We start from the raw sequence: 15,958 nt of genomic DNA, 5'->3' as shown, positions 1-15,958 counted from the left end.
GAGGGTACGGGACGGCGCTTACGGACTGGAGTCACCTTCGCCGCACCAAACGGTTGATCTTGGCGATCGCCGGCTTCATCTCGGGTACCCGGAATGCCGCCAAAAGGCCGAACGCGAGCGGCAGGCCGATCGCCGTCACCAGAATGACCTCGGCCCAAGCGGCTACGACCGGGTTCGAGAACCCGATCGCGCCCAGGACCAGCGAGTTCGCGCCCTTGGCCACCGCGAATGCCAGCGAGGACGCCACCACCGTGAGGCAGACGGTCCAGACGGTGAAGCCGGTGCGCAGACGGCCGAGCCGGATCCGCAGCCACACCTGACCGACGACAGCGCCGAAGACGAAGCTCAGCGACATGGCGATCGACACGCCGACACCGAGCTGCTCCGGCTCGGCCACGGCGACGAAGAAGTAGATCAACCCGATCCGTACCGCCACGATCAGCGCCTGGATCAAGGTCGGCGTACGAGCGTCCTTCATCGCGTAGAAGACGCGTAGCTGAAGCAGCGTGATCGCGTACGGGACGAGGCCGAACGCCGACATGGCGAGCGCGATTCCGATGCCGGTGCCGCCATCGACACCCGACCTGCCGAACCCGAAGGCGGCGAGACCGATCGCGACGCCTGAAACGGTCATCAGGGCGCTGAACGGCATCAGCAGGATCGTCGACATCCGGTTGCCGAACAGCAGGTCACGGACGATCTGTTCGTTGTCGCCGTGCGCGGCCGCCCGGCTCATCCTCGGCATCAGCGCGGTGAGCAGCGAAACGCCGAGTACGCCGTAGGGAACCTGGGCGATGAGCCACTGGAAGTTGAACGCGGTGAGCGCTCCACCGGCCTCGGTCGCGGCGTTCGTCAGCACGGTCATGCTGGCGAAACCGAGCGCGACGTAGAGCAGCACCCAGAACGCGAGACCGCCGAACTCGGACAGCCGCGAGTCCCAGCCGAACCGCCACTTGAACCGGAAACCGGTCTTGCGCAACGCCGGGATCAGCACGGACGCCTGCACGGCCACGCCGAGCGCCGTGCCGAGGCCGAGGATCAGCAGGTGCGTGTCGGTCATCCGCACGGGGTTGATCGTGAGGTCGCCGGGCAGAAGCGCGTAGATGACGAGCACGCCGATGACGACGACGTTGTTCAGCACCGGTGCCCAGGTGGGCAGGCCGAACACGTGCCGCGCGTTCAGCACCGCGCTGATCAGCGCGGTCAGGCCGTAGAACACGATGCCGGGCAGGATCAGGTACGCGAACGCGGTGACGACCTCGGGCTTCGCGTCGCCGCCGTCGGCGATGAACAGGTCCGTCAGCAGCGGCGCGCACGCCACCGCGATGATCGTGCCGACGCCCAGGATCGCCGTGCCCATGCTGATCAGCCACTGGGCGTACGACTCGCCGCCGTCACCGTCCTCCTTCTCGGCGCGGACCAGCAGCGGGATCGCCACGCTGGTCAGAATGCCGCCGAGAAGCAGCTCGTTGATCATCGTCGGCAGCGTCGAGGCCGCCTGGTAGGAGTCGCTGAGCCAGCCGGCTCCGAGTACGGCGACCAGCAACACCTTCGACAGCAGGCCGGTGACGCGGCTGACGATCGTCGCGATCGCCATCGAGCCGCTGGCCCTGGCTACCGACGGCTCCTGCATGGACTGGCCTGGCTGGGTGGTCGTGGCTGTCTCGCTCACGCGCTCGACTTCTCCGGTGTGACGTTCTCGATGGACGGTGCGCCGCCGTTCTCACCGTTGCGGGCGCGGACCCGTTTGTAGATCCGGCGCCCGGAAAGCAGGACGAGCGCGATGCCGGCGATCACGGTGATGATCACCGTGATGGTGCCGTAGGCGGACGACGACACCTCCAGCTTGACAGTGTCACCGAGCGGGACGCCCTCGGGAGTGGTCAGCCGGACGTTGACCGGGAACCGGCCGGACCGCAGCACCTCGACGGGCACCCGCACGACGCGCTCGCCGCGGGCGGGAAGCACCTGGTCGGCGAGGTCGAGCTTGCGGATGCCGGGGGTGTCGGCGAGGTTGATCCGGACCGTCACGCGGACGTCGAGCTTGTTCGTGATCGTGACCGGGATCGGGCTGTCGCCGGAGCCGAGCAGGATCGGGCTGTTCGGCTGCGTCACGCCGACCATGCCGGTCAGCGCGTCCAGCTCGCTCTGGCTGACCTCGGCCGCGGACCGGGCGCCCTGCTCGTTGCCCCGCCACGCGCCGGACATCGCCCGCAGCAGCCCGAGCCACAGCGGGTCGGCCAGGTCGGCGGGTGCCGCGTGTGCGCTGTCTTCCTGCTGCATGGCCGCGACGAGGCCGTTGAGCTCGACGCTCTGGCTCGTCACGGAGTCCGAGATGATCGCCGAGATCTCCCGTGCACCGGCCTCCGGCGGGTAGGAGACCTTGGCGTTCGTCACCGCGGGCGTGGCGCCGGTGAGCTCGGCGAGCCCGGTCTGGGTCGCGTAGCCGCCGATCACCAGCTTCTGCGCGGTGGCGAGGAACTCGGTCATCTCCGAGAGCGGCGCGTGCCAGCGACGTGGCGGCGCGACCAGCACGTTGCGGCCCTCGCCCTGCCAGCCGGCGCGGAACACCAGCACCGCCAGCGCGTTCTGCACGGACACCGGCTGGCTCTCGACCGGCGTGGTCACACCGGACAACGTGCGCGGCCGCGACTCACTGCCCTGCAGCGCGTCCGAGACCATCGAGTCGATCTTCACCGCGGTCACCGGGTTCTTGCCGCCGATGACGACGGGCGCGGTGCCCGGCGCGTCGGCGAGGCCCGCCGGGTCGAGCAGCAGCGACTTCACCCCGGGGTAGCCCCTGTCCGGCTGCGGGGTGACCAGCTCGTCGAACGTCGACTGGTCGAGCACGCCGTCCTCCGGCCACACCAGGTCGGGCAGCGGCTGCACGGACAGGACGTCCTGGATGAGCTTGGGGCCGTCCGTCACCGCGAGCGTGCGCATGGTCGCGAGCTTCGCCCTGTTCAGCGCCACGAGGTCGGCGTCGGCGTACGGCAGCGCGACGACGCAACGGCCCGTGACGGCGAGCTTGAGGCGGTCGAGCCACAGCTTCGCCTCGATCCTGCCCTTGCCCTCGGCGCCGCCACGCAGCCGGTAGCCGGTGCTCATGGCCTGCACGGTGCGCAGCAGGTCCGGGTCGATGGCCAGGCACATGGCCGTGCTCATCGACGGAACCGCCTCCTCATAGGCCTGCAGCAGGCCGTACAGCCGGCCGTTGACCGAGAGCGACGCCGCGAGCTCGTCGTCGATCAGCTCCGACTGGCCCTCGCCGCCGAGCCGGACCAGCTTCGGGCGGTCCGCGATCGGCCACAGCACCGTCAGCTTCGAGCCCGCGCCCGGCTTGCCCTTGGTCTCGCCACCGGGCACGCCCAGCACGGGCAGCAGCGTCGACAGCGCCGCGAGACGGGCCTGGCCGCCGTAGTCCGGCCTGCCGTTGACGTTCGCGAGGATCGGGTAGATGCCCGGCCGGTCGACCTGCAGCGAGGTCGGCTCGGTACCGCGCAGCGGCACCTCCAGCGTGAAGTCCTTCTGCTGGCCGGCTTCGAGCTCGCCGGTGACAGGGGTGAACTTGGGCTGCACGGCCTCGGCCGCCGCCGGCTCCCGCAACGCCTTGCCCAGGTCGTCCTCGGAGTCGAGCGGCTCGCCGCGCTCCAGGCGCAGCACGATGTCGGACACCTTGCGGTCGCCGATGTTGACGATCTTGCCGGTGATCCTGACGGTCGCCGGGGAGTCGCTCGTGACGAACCGGGGGGTGAGCTGGTCGATGTCGAGTCGCAGGAACTGCGGCTGCGCCTGGCCCGGCTGGGCGGAGAGCGATCTGGTCGCCCACACCTGGGTGGCGGGAGCGGGCATGAACGGCAACGCGTCGATCTCGTCCGGCTGCGCCTGCTGGGCGCCGGCGGCCGGCGCTGTGATCACCACGAACGCGGCGACAGCGGCTGTGCAGACGAGCTTCTTCAGGCTCACGCCGACTCCGCCCCGTTGCGGCAGCGGCCGGAGAGCAGTTCGGCTGCTCGGCGGACCAGGCGGCGCTCGTCGGCATACGCGAGTCGCTCGTCCAGTTCGCCGAGTGGCACCCACGCCACCTCGGTGACCTCCACGTCTTCGTCGGAAAGCTCTCCCCCCGTCGCTTCGAGGAGGAAGTGGTGAACCGTCTTGTGTACCCGGCGGTCGTCAGCGACGAACCAGTAGTCGATCGACCCCAACGGGCGCAGCACCCTGCTATGAATACCGGTCTCCTCGGCGACCTCGCGCACCGCGGTCTGCTCCGCGGTCTCGCCTGCCTCGATGTGACCCTTGGGCAAAGACCACAGCAACCGGCCTCGCCGGTCAAGTCTGCCGATCACCGCGGCCCGCTGTTCTCCGTCGAGCACCAGGCCACCGGCCGACGTCTCGTCGACGGTCTCGAGCCTCCGGCCCCGGCGCCGCTTCCGGCGCCCCGGCTTGGGACTCCCGGAACGCGCGGCTGACGGGGGCATACGGCCGATCGTACTTATGAACCTTGAGTACGCTGGTTTCCCGTGTCTCGATCGCTCCAGCAGAATGCGGTGGTGGAACCACCCGCCATCACACCTGTCGTCGCCGAACTCGCCGCTCGGTTCGCAGCCGGCGGCAAACGCCTCTACCTCGTCGGTGGAAGTGTGCGCGACGCCGTGCTGGGGCGCCCGACGAACGACTTCGACTTCACCACGGACGCGCGACCTGCGGAGATCCAGAAGCTGCTGAGCGGCTGGTCCGACGCGCAGTGGGACACCGGCATCGCCTTCGGGACGGTCGGCGCGTCGAAGCAGGGCGAGATCATCGAGATCACGACCTTCCGCGCGGACGTCTACGACGGCGTGACCCGCAACCCCGAGGTGACCTTCGGCGACTCCATCGACGGCGACCTGGTCCGGCGTGACTTCACGGTCAACGCGATGGCGTTCGACATCGCCGCCGGCGAGTTCGTCGACCCGACCGGCGGCCTGCAGGCGGCGCGCGACGGCGTGCTGGACACCCCGGCGACCCCGCAGGAGTCGTTCGGCGACGACCCGCTGCGCATGCTGCGTGCCGCCCGGTTCGTCTCCCAGCTCGGCTTCACGGCCGCGCCGCGGGTGATCGAGGCGATGCGGTCGATGGCAGGCCAACTCACCCGCATCACGCCGGAGCGCGTGCAGGTGGAGCTCTCGAAGCTCCTGTGTGGCGCGCACCCGCGCCGCGGCATCGAGCTCATGGTGGAGACCGGGCTGGCCGACATCGTGCTGCCCGAGCTCACGGCCATGAAGCTGGAGATCGACGAACATCATCAGCACAAGGACGTCTTCGACCACTCGCTGGTTGTGCTGGAGCAGGCAATCGATCTTGAAGAAGTTGATCAATCACCCGATCTGGTGCTGAGGATCGCCGCGCTCCTGCACGACATCGGCAAACCGGCGACGCGGAAGTTCGAGTCCGGCGGCGGTGTCTCGTTCCACCACCACGAGGTCGTGGGCGCGAAGATGGTCCGCAAGCGCTTGCGGGCGTTGCGGTACTCGAAGGAGATCACCGAGGACGTCGCGAAGCTCGTCTACCTGCACCTCCGCTTCCACGGGTACGGCGACGGCGAGTGGACCGACTCGGCCGTGCGCCGGTATGTGACGGACGCCGGTGATCTGCTGACGCGGTTGCACAAGCTCGTCCGTGCCGACTGCACGACCCGTAACAGGCGCAAGGCGAACCTGCTGCGCAAGACCTACGACTCTCTTGAGGAACGCATCGCGCGCATCGCGGCCGAGGAAGACCTTGCGCGCGTGCGTCCAGACCTCGACGGCAACGAGATCATGAAGCTCCTCGGCCTGCCGCCGGGCCGCGAGGTCGGCGCCGCGTGGAAGTTCCTCAAGGAGCTCAGGCTCGACCGCGGGCCGCTGGACCGCGACGAAGCCGAGGCGGCGTTGCTCGACTGGGCGCGCGAACAGGGGATCACGCCACCCGCCCCGTGACACATTGTGAGCGAATGCAATCCCCGCGTTAGCGAAGCGTCAGCGCGGGGAGGCACCATGGTGATGCGCCAGGGGGGCGCATGGGGGTGGTGCAGATGTTCGCTTGGGGGCTTTCCGCAGGTCCTGCCGTACGGGACCTCGACGTTCTGACCGACGACCAACGGGCTGTGCTGAGGTGTCTCGCGCGTGGCCACGCCGACCACGAGATCGCGCGCGTGCTCGGCATCGGGCAACAGCGGGTGGCCGACGAGGTGACCGAGATCCTGCGGCGCCTGGATCTAACCGATCGAGTGGCGGCTGTCGTCTTCGCGCACGAGGCCGGGATGCTGCACCTGCCGTTTCCGCGCTGACAGGATCAGGTAGGCGCCGAGCCCGACCAGGTAGAGGCTCGCGGCGACCAGGAGGAGGCCGGGCGAACGCCCGTCCAGGGGGACCACCATCGCCGTGATCGACACCGCGGTGACCTGCGCGATGTTGAAGAGGGTGTCGTAGAGGGCGAACACGCGCCCGCGCACCTCGTCGCCGACGTCGTGCTGCACCGCGGTGTCCACGCAGAGCTTGACGATCTGACCAGCGAAGATGATCACGAAGCTGGCCAGCAGGATGGACGGCAGCGTCATCGGCAGCCCGAGCCCGACCTGGGCCGCGGCCGTGAGCAGCAACGCGCCGCAGATCGTGCGCTTGACCCCGAACCTGTCGACGATGCGGTCCGTCAGAATCCCGGCGAGCAGCACACCCGCGCCGCCGGCGACCGCGACCTCGCCGAGCCCGCCGATGCCCGCCTTGAGGATGCCGACGTCCTCCAGGCTGTACCGCATCAGCAGCAGCGTGATCATCAGGCTCATGCCGAACGCGGCCCGGTGCGCGAGCAACGCGGCCAGCCCGGCCGTGACGCTCGGCGTGCGCCAGGTGGCCTTCGCTCCGTCCAGCAGACCGCGGGCGACGGCCGTCATGGCGTTGTGCGGCTCGTCGACCTCGTCCGGTCCGAGCACACCCGCCTTGAACCGGCTGGCGATGAACGCGCTGAGCAGCAGTCCGACCACGGCGATGCTGGTGGTCCACGCCGAGCCGCCGTCCCCGGCGCCGAGCAGCGTGCGGAACCCGATCGCACTGGCCGCGCCGATCACGGCCATGACCGCGCCGGCCGTCGTGGCCAGCGCGTTCGCCTCGACCAGGTGATCTTCGTCGACGACGTGCGGCAGTGACGCGCTCAGGCCGGACCCGACGAACCGGCCGATGCCCATCACGATGAGCGCGGAGACGTAGAGAGGCAGCCCGCTCAGCCCCGCACCCACGGCCAGTGCCGTGAGCAGGACGAACGCGGCCCGCGTGACGTTCGCGACGAGGATGACCTTCTTGCGGTCCCACCGGTCGAGCAACGCACCCGTGAACGGTCCGATCAGCGAGTACGGCAGCAGCAACACCGCGAACCCCGCCGCGATCGCCGCGGGATCGGCCTGGCGCTCGGGGTTGAACAACACGGCACCGGCGAGCCCGGCCTGGAAGAGCCCGTCACCCCACTGGGAGGCGAGGCGGGTGGCGAGAAGTCTGCGGTAGGCGGGGATGCCGAGGAACCGGCGTGATCCCCAGTGGTGTTTCTCCACCGCAAGCGTTGTCACCATTGCACTCTAGGCGCGTCGTGGTGAAAACCACGAAAGCCGGACCTCGCGGTCCGGCTCCCCTGGTGCCGGATGCCAGGTCGCCTCACGGCGCGGCGCACTACGCGGCTCCAGCCGAACGGTATTCCGCGAAGGCGGTTGTCTGTTGAGCCCGGGGGACACAAAGACATCCGACACCCCAGTCTAACGGGGTGCGGGCCTGAGTTGTTCCGGCGATCACGGGTGATTTCATGGTGACGTGCGTCCCGATGACGAAGTCGAAGTCGAGCCAGGCTCCCTGTTGGTTGCCGCTCCGAGCCTGAACGACCCGAACTTCATACGCACCGTCGTCTACATCATCGACCAACGTCCAGAGGGGACCCTCGGCGTCGTGCTGAACCGCCCCTCCGACGTGGCGGTGCACGACGTACTGCCACCGTGGGGTTCACAGGTCACGAAGCCGCAGTGCATCTACATAGGCGGCCCGGTCGAGCAGAAGACGGCGCTGTGCCTGGCGGCGTTGAAGGCGGGCACCGACCCCGATGCCGTGGAGGGCCTGGTCAGCGTGCAGGGCCCGGTCGCACTGGTCGACCTCGACGCCGAACCGGACGACCTGATGCCGCTCGTGCGCGGCCTGCGGGTGTTCGCGGGCTACGCGGGCTGGGGCGAGAGCCAGTTGCAGAGCGAGATCGACCGCGGCGACTGGATCGTCGTGACCGGACTGGCCGACGACGTGCTGGCCGGCGCGAAGGTCGACCTGTGGGGCAGGGTGCTGCGCCGGCAGGGCATGCCGCTGGCGTTGCTGTCGACCTACCCGAAGGACGTCCGCGACAACTGATTCACGTGAAACGTCGGGTTACAGCCCCGCAAGCGGAGAGCAACCGCCACCACCGCAGGCGCAGCCACCACAGCCCTTGGGCTTGACCGGCTCCGGCACCAGCGCCGCCGCCCGGCTGCCCATCACACCACCGGCGAGCGCGATCGTCAGCGCACCGATCAGTCCGATGATCCCAGCGGTCACCGCCAGGTCGGCCATCACGAACGCCATCGCGCCGGACACGACGGCGACGACACCGGCCGCGACGTTCGGCACGCCCGCGACCCGGTTGGCCAGCGCGAACGTCTCCTCGTCGCGCAGGGCGGCGGCCGTGCGCACGCCGACGAAGCGGTTGCGGCGCAGCCTGCCCTGCAGACCGAGCAGACCGACCGCGCCGAGAGCGACGCCGAGCACACCCAGGACGACCGACAGCACGATGTTCACCTCATGAGGGTAAGACGGGACCGCCGTTGACCTCGCAGTCACCCCGGCCAGATGTGCTCGGCGCCACCGCCCGGTTCATCGTGCTTGCGCTGCGCTGATACCGTTGAGGACATGAGCACGGCCCGCCTGCTCCTTATCTAGCCGCGACGACCTGTTCGAGAGACGGTCGGCGCGGCCACCCTCCATGCCCGTCTGGGCTGGGGGGTTTCGTCATGTCAGGGGCAGGAACAGACGTGAGAGGGACCTTGAAATGAGCACGGACGCGGCGGAGATTCCCGCCTACCGCTACACCGCCGAGCTGGCGAACCAGATCGAGGAGCGGTGGCAGCGGTACTGGGAGAACCACGGCACCTACCACGCGCCCAACCCCGTTGGCGCGCTCAAGGGTGACGTGCCCGCCGACAAGCTGTTCGTGCAGGACATGTTCCCGTACCCGAGCGGCGCCGGGCTGCATGTCGGTCACCCGCTGGGCTTCATCGGCACGGACGTCTTCGCGCGGTACCACCGCATGAACGGCCGCAACGTGCTGCACACCATGGGGTTCGACGCGTTCGGCCTGCCCGCGGAGCAGTACGCGGTGCAGACGGGTCAGCACCCCCGCAAGACCACCGAGGACAACATCAACACCTACCTGCGTCAGATCCGCAGGCTGGGGCTGGGCCACGACGAGCGTCGCCGCATCTCGACTATCGATCCCGAGTACTACAAGTGGACTCAGTGGATCTTCCTGCAGATCTTCAACTCCTGGTACGACCCGGACGCCCGCAAGGCTCGTCCGATCGCCGAGTTGATCTCGCAGTTCGAGTCTGGCGAGCGCGACGTCGAGGGTGGCCGCACGTGGTCTGAGCTGTCTTTTGCCGACCAGCAAAGGATCTTGGGCGAATTCCGCCTGGCCTACATGTCGGAGGCGCCCGTCAACTGGTGTCCCGGACTGGGTACTGTGCTGGCGAACGAAGAGGTCACCGCGGACGGTCGCAGTGAGCGTGGCAACTTCCCCGTGTTCAGGAAAAGCCTGCGCCAGTGGATGATGCGCATCACCGCGTACTCGGACCGGCTGATCGACGACTTGGACCGGCTGGACTGGCCGGACAAGGTCAAGGCCATGCAGCGCAACTGGATCGGGCGCTCGCATGGCGCCCGAGTCCGATTCGCGGTGGGAGACGAGTGCATTGAGGTCTTCACGACCCGTCCGGACACGTTGTTCGGCGCGACCTACATGGTCCTGGCACCGGAACACGAGCTGGTGGACCAGATTGCGACGCCCGATCGCGTGGCAGACATCGCCGCGTACCGGCGCGCCGCGTCCCTGAAGTCCGAACTGGACCGTCAGGAGAACAAGGAGAAGACCGGCGTCTTCATCGGGGCGTACGCCACGAACCCGGTGAACGGCAAGGACATCCCCGTCTACATCGCCGACTACGTGCTGATGGGCTACGGCACCGGCGCGATCATGGCCGTGCCCGGCCAGGACCAGCGTGACTGGGACTTCGCGAAGAAGTTCGAGCTGCCGATCATCCGCACGGTCCAGCCGTCGGAGGGCTTCGAGGGAGAGGCCTTCACCGGCGACGGTCCGGCGGTGAACTCGGGCTTCCTGGACGGCATGGCGATCGACGACGCCAAGAAGACGATGATCGGCTGGCTGGAGGAGAACGGCCACGGTCACGGCACCGTCCAGTTCAAGCTGCGCGACTGGCTGTTCAGCCGCCAGCGCTACTGGGGCGAGCCGTTCCCGGTCGTCTACGACGAGGCCGGCACCGCCATCGCGCTGCCCGAGTCGATGCTGCCGATCGAGCTGCCCGAGGTCGACGACTACTCGCCGCGCACCTTCGAGCCGGAGGACGCGGACACCGAGCCGTCGCCGCCGCTGTCGCGCGCGACCGAGTGGACGACGGTCGAGCTGGACCTGGGCGACGGCCTGAAGACGTACCGCCGCGACACGAACACCATGCCGAACTGGGCGGGTTCGTGCTGGTACCAGCTGCGCTACGTCGACCCGGTCGAGACCGAGCGGTTCGTCAACCCGGAGAACGAGCAGTACTGGCTGGGCCCGCGCACGGCCGAGCACGGCCCGACCGACCCCGGTGGCGTCGACCTGTACATCGGCGGCGTCGAGCACGCGGTGCTGCACCTGCTGTACTCGCGCTTCTGGCAGAAGGTCCTGTTCGACCTGGGCCACCTGTCCGGCGACGAGCCGTACCGCCGCCTGTTCAACCAGGGCTACATCCAGGCGTACGCCTACCGCGACCCGCGTGGCGTGCACGTGCCCGCGGACGAGGTCGTCGAGGCCGACGGCAAGTACCTGTACAACGGCGAGGAAGTCACTCGTGAGTACGGGAAGATGGGCAAGAGCCTGAAGAACGTCGTCACGCCGGACGAGATGTGCGAACGGTACGGCGCCGACACCTTCCGGTTCTACGAGATGTCCATGGGCCCGATGGACGTGTCACGGCCGTGGGCGACCAAGGACGTCGTGGGTGCGCAACGGTTCATGCAGCGTCTGTGGCGCAACCTGGTCGACGAGACCGACGGCTCGCTGCGCGTCACGGACGAAGAGCCGTCCGTCGAGGCGTTGCGCCTGCTGCACAAGACGATCGCCGGCGTCCACGACGACTACGCGAACCTGCGCTACAACACGGCGGGCGCGAAGCTGATCGAGCTGAACAACTACGTCACCAAGCACTACTCGTCCGGTACTCCCCGCCCGCTGGCCGAGGCCCTGGTGCTGATGCTGGCCCCGCAGGCGCCGCACGTGGCCGAGGAGCTGTGGGCGAAGCTGGGCAACGAGGGCTCGCTGGCGCACGGCCCGTTCCCGAAGGCCGACGAGCAGTACCTGGTCGAGGACACGGTCGAGTACCCGATCCAGGTCAACGGCAAGGTCCGCTCGCGCGTCGTGGTCTCCGCGTCCGCGGCGCAGGAGGAGATCAAGGCCGCCGCGCTGGCCGAGGAGAAGATCGCCGAGCTGGTCGCCGGTGGCGAACCGCGCAAGGTGATCGTCGTGCCCGGCCGTCTGGTGAACATCGTGCTGTAGTCATCGCTTGAACGTGAGGGGTGCCGCGCCTGAAGGTGCGGCACCCCTCATTCGTTTTCGGCGAACCCGATGTCCGTCAGCATCTGGTCGAGCATGCTGTCGAACATCGGCTCCGGGTTGCTCACCGCGAACGGGAACCGCCCGAACACCTCCAGCGCCACGTGCCCGTACAGCCGCACCCACGACTGGACGACGTGGTAGATCTTGCCCAGGTTCAGGACGTCGTCGCCGATCGTCACGCCGTGCTCCGACACCGCGTCCACCAGCACCTGCTGGAACCTCACCAGGTCCTCGTGCAGCACCTCGGGCACGTCGTCGTCCGCGTGCGTGGCGACCAGGTTCGACGCGATCAGCTGCCCGGCGAGCTGCAGGAACACCGACCCGAACTGGTCGGCGCCGATCGGGTCGCGCGGCGAGGCGAAGACCAGCGCGAACTCCTGCGGGTGGGCCAGGGCCCAGCGGCGGAAGGCGTGGCACACCGCTCTGACCTGGCATCCCACCTCGCCCGACGTGTCCGCGGCGAGGTCCGCGTAGAGCGCTGCCGCCATGTCCGCGCAGATGTCGTCGCAGAGCTGGCGCAGGAGCGCGTCGTGCGAGTCGTAGTAGCGGTAGAGGGCCGGCGCGGTGATGCCGAGTTTACGTGCAATAGCACGCAGGGTAACCGCGTCGCGGCCGTTTTCCACCAAGAGGGCGCGGGCCGCCTGCCGAATCTCACGCTCGGTCTCGGCGCGGAGTCGTTCTCGGCGAGTGGCCTCGGTCATATGTCACTCCATCGGGTTGTAGACCCCGTCCATGGCCCCGTACGGTTTCAGTGAACGGTGTTTACAAGAGTTCACGGTATTCACAGCACGGTAACCCAGGAGGCCGTCGTCGATGTTCGCGAAGTGGGGATCCATCGCTTATCGCCGCCGGTGGGGGGTGTTGATCGCGACCGTACTGCTCGCGGTCGTCGGCGGTGTGTGGGGCATCGGCGTGTTCGACAAGCTCAGCCAGGGTGGTTACGAGGCTCCCTCCAGTGAGGCGGCGCGGGCCGACAAAGTAGCCGAGGAGGCGTTCGGGCGGCAGAACGGTGACGTGATCGTCATTTATCGCGGCGATTTCGCGAACCCGCTCGAGCTGAAGAAGGTCGCCGACCACATCAGCGGCTTCCCCAAGGACGACGTGCTCAAGGCCGTCGGGCCGGTTCCGTCGGACGACAAGAAGCAAGCTCTCGTCGCGATCACGCTGAGCAGCGGCGACTCGAACGAGCAGATCAAGCAATTTCAGGACGTCCAGCCGCAGTTGAAGATCGACGGCTTCACCGAGCAGGTCGGTGGGCTCGTGCCCACCCAGAAGGCCATCAACGACATGTCCCAGGAGGACCTGACGCGCGCGGAGATGTTCTCGCTGCCGCTGGTCCTGCTGCTGCTCGTGATCATCTTCGGTGGCCTCGTCGCGGCGTCCCTGCCGGTCGTGGTCGGCGGTCTCGCGATCATGGGCTCGCTCGGCGTGCTGCACGGCGTCGCGCTCTTCACCGACGTCAACTCCTTCGCGGTCAACGTCGCCTCGCTGCTCGGCCTGGGCATGGCGATCGACTACGGCCTGTTCATGGTCGGCCGGTTCCGCGAGGAGCTCGCGCAAGGACGAACGGTCGAACAAGCCGTCGCACGCACCGTCGCGTCCGCGGGCCGGACCGTCGTATTCAGCGCGACGCTGCTGGTCATCGCGCTGGCCGGATTGCTGCTCTTCCCGCACGGCTTCCTGAAATCCCTCGCGTACGGCGGTGTGTCGTCGGTCGCGATCGCGGCGCTGGTCTCGGTCACGCTGCTGCCCGCGTTGCTCGGCGTGCTCGGCCACCGGGTCGACAAGCTCGCGATGCCGTGGCGCCGGAAGGAGCCCAGCGAACGCGGCTGGCGCAAGCTCAGCGGCAAGGTCATGAAGCGACCCGTGCTGATCGCCGTGCCGATCGTCGGCGTGCTGCTGGCTCTCGGCTCCCCGTTCCTCGGCGTGCAGTTCGGCCAGGTCACCGAGAAGGTCCTGCCCGAGGGCAACGCCGTGCGCGTGGCCACCGAGAACATCAACCAGAACTTCTCGGCGCTCTCCGACACCGGCTTCAAGATCGTCGTCAAGGGCGGTGACGAGGCCGCGGTCCAGGCCTACCTGGGCAAGGTCGAGGACGTCCCCGGTGTCGGCGAGGTCCAGCCGACGGGTGCGGCCAAGGGCGTCACGGCCGCGATGGCCGGACTTGAGAACGACGCGCTGAGCGAGGAGTCGAAGCAGGCGCTCAAGGACGTCCGTGCGTTGCAGCCCCCGGCAGGCGCCGAGGTGCTCGTCGGCGGCAACACCGCGGTGGTCGGCGACTCGCTCGACGCCATCGCGGACGGCCTGCCGTTGATGGTCACGCTGCTGGTCGGCGCGACGCTGATCCTGATGTTCCTGGCGTTCGGTTCGGTCGTGCTGCCGATCAAGGCCGTGGTCATGAGCGCGCTGTCGCTGTCCGCGACGTTCGGCGTGCTGGTGTGGATCTTCCAGGACGGCCACGGCGCCGGCCTGCTGGGCGTCACGCCAGGCCCGCTGGAGTCCGGCATCGTCGTGCTGATGGCGGCCATCGTGTTCGGCCTGTCGACGGACTACGAGGTCTTCCTGCTCTCCCGCATGGTCGAGGCCCGCGGCCAGGGCGCGACGACGGAGGAGGCGGTGACCACCGGTCTGGCCAAGACCGGCCGGGTGATCACCTCGGCCGCGCTGCTGCTGATCGTGGTGACCGGTGCGTTCGCGTTCTCGCAGGTCGCGATGATGAGGTTCGTCGGTGTCGGCATGATCCTCGCGCTGGCGCTCGATGCCACCGTGGTCCGCATGCTGCTCGTGCCGGCCGTGCTCAAGCTGCTCGGCAACGCCGCGTGGTGGTCACCCGGTCCGCTCAAGAAGATCCAGGAACGCCTCGCGCTTCACGACGAGCCGGTGGACGACCTGGAGGACGAGGTCCGCCGGCCGGTCGGGGTTGCTTGACCGCCGGGCGGGAAGGCGATCATGGCCGCGTCGAAGAGGCGCGGCCTCGCCTCCAGTTCGCCCACCTTCATCCCGAACGTGGTGAGCACCGCGTTCGTGCTGTCCAGGACCGTCGTCGTCGCGCCGGTGGCGAGGAAGACCCTCGTGTCACCCGGCGCGATGGCGACGTTCGGCGAGTCGATGCGCAAACGTTCGCGCACCGTCATCGTCGCCGCGTCGACGACCAGGACCGACCGTTCCTTCGGCAACGTCAGATAGACCGTGGCGCCGTCCGGGGTGACGGCGATGCTGCCCGCTCCCCTGCCGACGTCGACCGTGCCGGCGACCTGGTTCGTGGTCGTGTCGATCACCGACAACGTGCCGGGCGTGGAGCTCCCGAGGCGCATGCTGCTCACGTAGAGGCGCTTGCCGTCCGGTGAGATCGCCAGGTGCTGCGGCAGTCCGCCGACCTGCACCGTCGCCGTCTGGAACGCCGTCGCCGTGTCGACCAGCCCGACCGTGCCGTCCTGGGAGTTGGCGACGTAGAGGATCTTGTTGTCCGGGTGGACGGCGAGGCCCTGCGGCTGCCCACCGGCCTTGATCACCGCGACCATCTGGAAGGTCTCCGGGTTCACCACCGCGACGCCGCCGCTGGCCGAGACGTAGAGCCGCCGGCCGTCCGGGCGCATCACCGCGTGCGACAGCTGGACCTGGGTGAAGAGCCGGTCGAGGATCGCGCCGGTGCTCGGGTCGACCACGGTGATCGCGCCGGTCCACCCGTTGACCACGTAGAGCCGCCGCCCGTCCGGCGACACCGCGACGCCCGTCGCCCGGCCCCCGGTGTCGGCCCGCACGAGAACGGCACCGTTGCGGGTGTCCACGACCTGGACGAGACCGGTCTTGCCCACCACGTACGCAAGCGGTGCCGCTGATGCGGAAGAAGTGGTTGTGTACTCGTGCCCTTGGTGAACACCCGTCGCCGCGAAGGCCGCTGAGAGCGCTAGAACCGCGGCCACGAGGCGTGGCTTTGCCATACGCCCGATGGGAACACTTCCGGGTGCTTTCGATCCACTTCAGTCACTCCGCCGAGTGAAATCTTTGCCTGGAGGTAGTACGGCTGTCGTCCGCGACGGCGGTGCGGACGACA

At 68.6% G+C, this 15,958-nt stretch carries 12 protein-coding genes; 5 read left to right on the top strand and 7 right to left on the bottom strand.

Annotated features, from left to right (window positions below):
• Positions 1-31: 31 nt before the first annotated feature.
• Genes murJ through BLR21_RS15975 form a run of 3 tightly spaced genes read right to left on the bottom strand, consistent with a single transcriptional unit; the run spans position 32 to position 4,478 of the window.
• Entirely contained in the window at positions 32-1,672 is a 1,641-nt protein-coding gene (murJ, locus tag BLR21_RS15985) for a murein biosynthesis integral membrane protein MurJ (protein ID WP_256334712.1), read from the bottom strand.
• Positions 1,669-3,966, bottom strand: coding sequence for a DUF6049 family protein (locus tag BLR21_RS15980; RefSeq protein ID WP_090006623.1), 2,298 nt, complete (start codon positions 3,964-3,966; stop codon positions 1,669-1,671). Before BLR21_RS15980 ends, murJ begins: the two co-directional genes overlap by 4 nt.
• Complete coding sequence (locus tag BLR21_RS15975) at positions 3,963-4,478, bottom strand: NUDIX hydrolase (RefSeq protein WP_090006622.1); 516 nt, start codon at positions 4,476-4,478, stop codon at positions 3,963-3,965. The genes BLR21_RS15980 and BLR21_RS15975 overlap by 4 nt, the downstream gene beginning before the upstream one ends.
• 42 nt (positions 4,479-4,520) lie before the next feature.
• Between BLR21_RS15975 and BLR21_RS15970 the strand changes: the two genes are divergently transcribed.
• Together BLR21_RS15970 and BLR21_RS15965 are read left to right on the top strand one after the other, a co-directional pair.
• A complete protein-coding gene (locus BLR21_RS15970) occupies positions 4,521-5,957 on the top strand; it encodes a CCA tRNA nucleotidyltransferase (protein ID WP_090006621.1) in 1,437 nt (478 codons plus the stop codon).
• An 80-nt stretch (positions 5,958-6,037) separates the two neighbouring features.
• Positions 6,038-6,307, top strand: coding sequence for a response regulator transcription factor (locus BLR21_RS15965; protein ID WP_090006620.1), 270 nt, complete (start codon positions 6,038-6,040; stop codon positions 6,305-6,307).
• Here the strand turns inward: BLR21_RS15965 and BLR21_RS15960 are convergent.
• A complete protein-coding gene (locus tag BLR21_RS15960; RefSeq protein WP_090006619.1) occupies positions 6,236-7,579 on the bottom strand; it encodes an MFS transporter in 1,344 nt (447 codons plus the stop codon). The genes BLR21_RS15965 and BLR21_RS15960 overlap by 72 nt on opposite strands.
• Before the next feature lie 235 nt (positions 7,580-7,814).
• On the opposite strand from BLR21_RS15960, the gene BLR21_RS15955 reads away from it, so the two are divergent.
• A complete protein-coding gene (locus BLR21_RS15955; RefSeq protein ID WP_090006618.1) occupies positions 7,815-8,393 on the top strand; it encodes a YqgE/AlgH family protein in 579 nt (192 codons plus the stop codon).
• Between the two features lie 18 nt (positions 8,394-8,411).
• On the opposite strand, the gene BLR21_RS15950 is transcribed toward BLR21_RS15955, so the two are convergent.
• Positions 8,412-8,816, bottom strand: coding sequence for an SdpI family protein (locus tag BLR21_RS15950; RefSeq protein WP_256334710.1), 405 nt, complete (start codon positions 8,814-8,816; stop codon positions 8,412-8,414).
• A 250-nt stretch (positions 8,817-9,066) separates the two neighbouring features.
• Between BLR21_RS15950 and leuS the strand changes: the two genes are divergently transcribed.
• Positions 9,067-11,844, top strand: coding sequence for a leucine--tRNA ligase (leuS, locus tag BLR21_RS15945; protein WP_090006617.1), 2,778 nt, complete (start codon positions 9,067-9,069; stop codon positions 11,842-11,844).
• Positions 11,845-11,891: 47 nt separating this feature from the next.
• Here the strand turns inward: leuS and BLR21_RS15940 are convergent, their stop codons facing one another.
• A complete protein-coding gene (locus BLR21_RS15940) occupies positions 11,892-12,605 on the bottom strand; it encodes a TetR/AcrR family transcriptional regulator (RefSeq protein WP_090006616.1) in 714 nt (237 codons plus the stop codon).
• A 112-nt stretch (positions 12,606-12,717) separates the two neighbouring features.
• Between BLR21_RS15940 and BLR21_RS15935 the strand changes: the two genes are divergently transcribed.
• A complete protein-coding gene (locus BLR21_RS15935; RefSeq protein WP_090006615.1) occupies positions 12,718-14,832 on the top strand; it encodes an MMPL family transporter in 2,115 nt (704 codons plus the stop codon).
• Here the strand turns inward: BLR21_RS15935 and BLR21_RS15930 are convergent.
• Positions 14,772-15,845, bottom strand: coding sequence for a YVTN family beta-propeller repeat protein (locus BLR21_RS15930; RefSeq protein WP_090006614.1), 1,074 nt, complete (start codon positions 15,843-15,845; stop codon positions 14,772-14,774). The genes BLR21_RS15935 and BLR21_RS15930 overlap by 61 nt on opposite strands.
• Positions 15,846-15,958 lie beyond the last annotated feature (113 nt).

The organism is Lentzea albidocapillata subsp. violacea, from assembly GCF_900100275.1.
In the GTDB taxonomy this organism is placed as follows: Bacteria; Actinomycetota; Actinomycetes; order Mycobacteriales; family Pseudonocardiaceae; genus Lentzea; species Lentzea violacea.
Note: the sequence above shows the minus strand (reverse complement) of the source record. Positions and strands in the feature narration are given on the sequence as shown.

Bases quoted from the DNA above. Each gene is read 5' to 3' on its own strand.
- BLR21_RS15975 (WP_090006622.1), bottom strand. From the start codon at position 4,478: ATGCCCCCGTCAGCCGCGCGTTCCGGGAGTCCCAAGCCGGGGCGCCGG.
- BLR21_RS15965 (WP_090006620.1), top strand. From the start codon at position 6,038: ATGGGGGTGGTGCAGATGTTCGCTTGGGGGCTTTCCGCAGGTCCTGCC.
- BLR21_RS15960 (WP_090006619.1), bottom strand. From the start codon at position 7,579: ATGGTGACAACGCTTGCGGTGGAGAAACACCACTGGGGATCACGCCGG.
- leuS (WP_090006617.1), top strand. From the start codon at position 9,067: ATGAGCACGGACGCGGCGGAGATTCCCGCCTACCGCTACACCGCCGAG.
- BLR21_RS15940 (WP_090006616.1), bottom strand. From the start codon at position 12,605: ATGACCGAGGCCACTCGCCGAGAACGACTCCGCGCCGAGACCGAGCGT.
- BLR21_RS15935 (WP_090006615.1), top strand. From the start codon at position 12,718: ATGTTCGCGAAGTGGGGATCCATCGCTTATCGCCGCCGGTGGGGGGTG.
- BLR21_RS15930 (WP_090006614.1), bottom strand. From the start codon at position 15,845: ATGGCAAAGCCACGCCTCGTGGCCGCGGTTCTAGCGCTCTCAGCGGCC.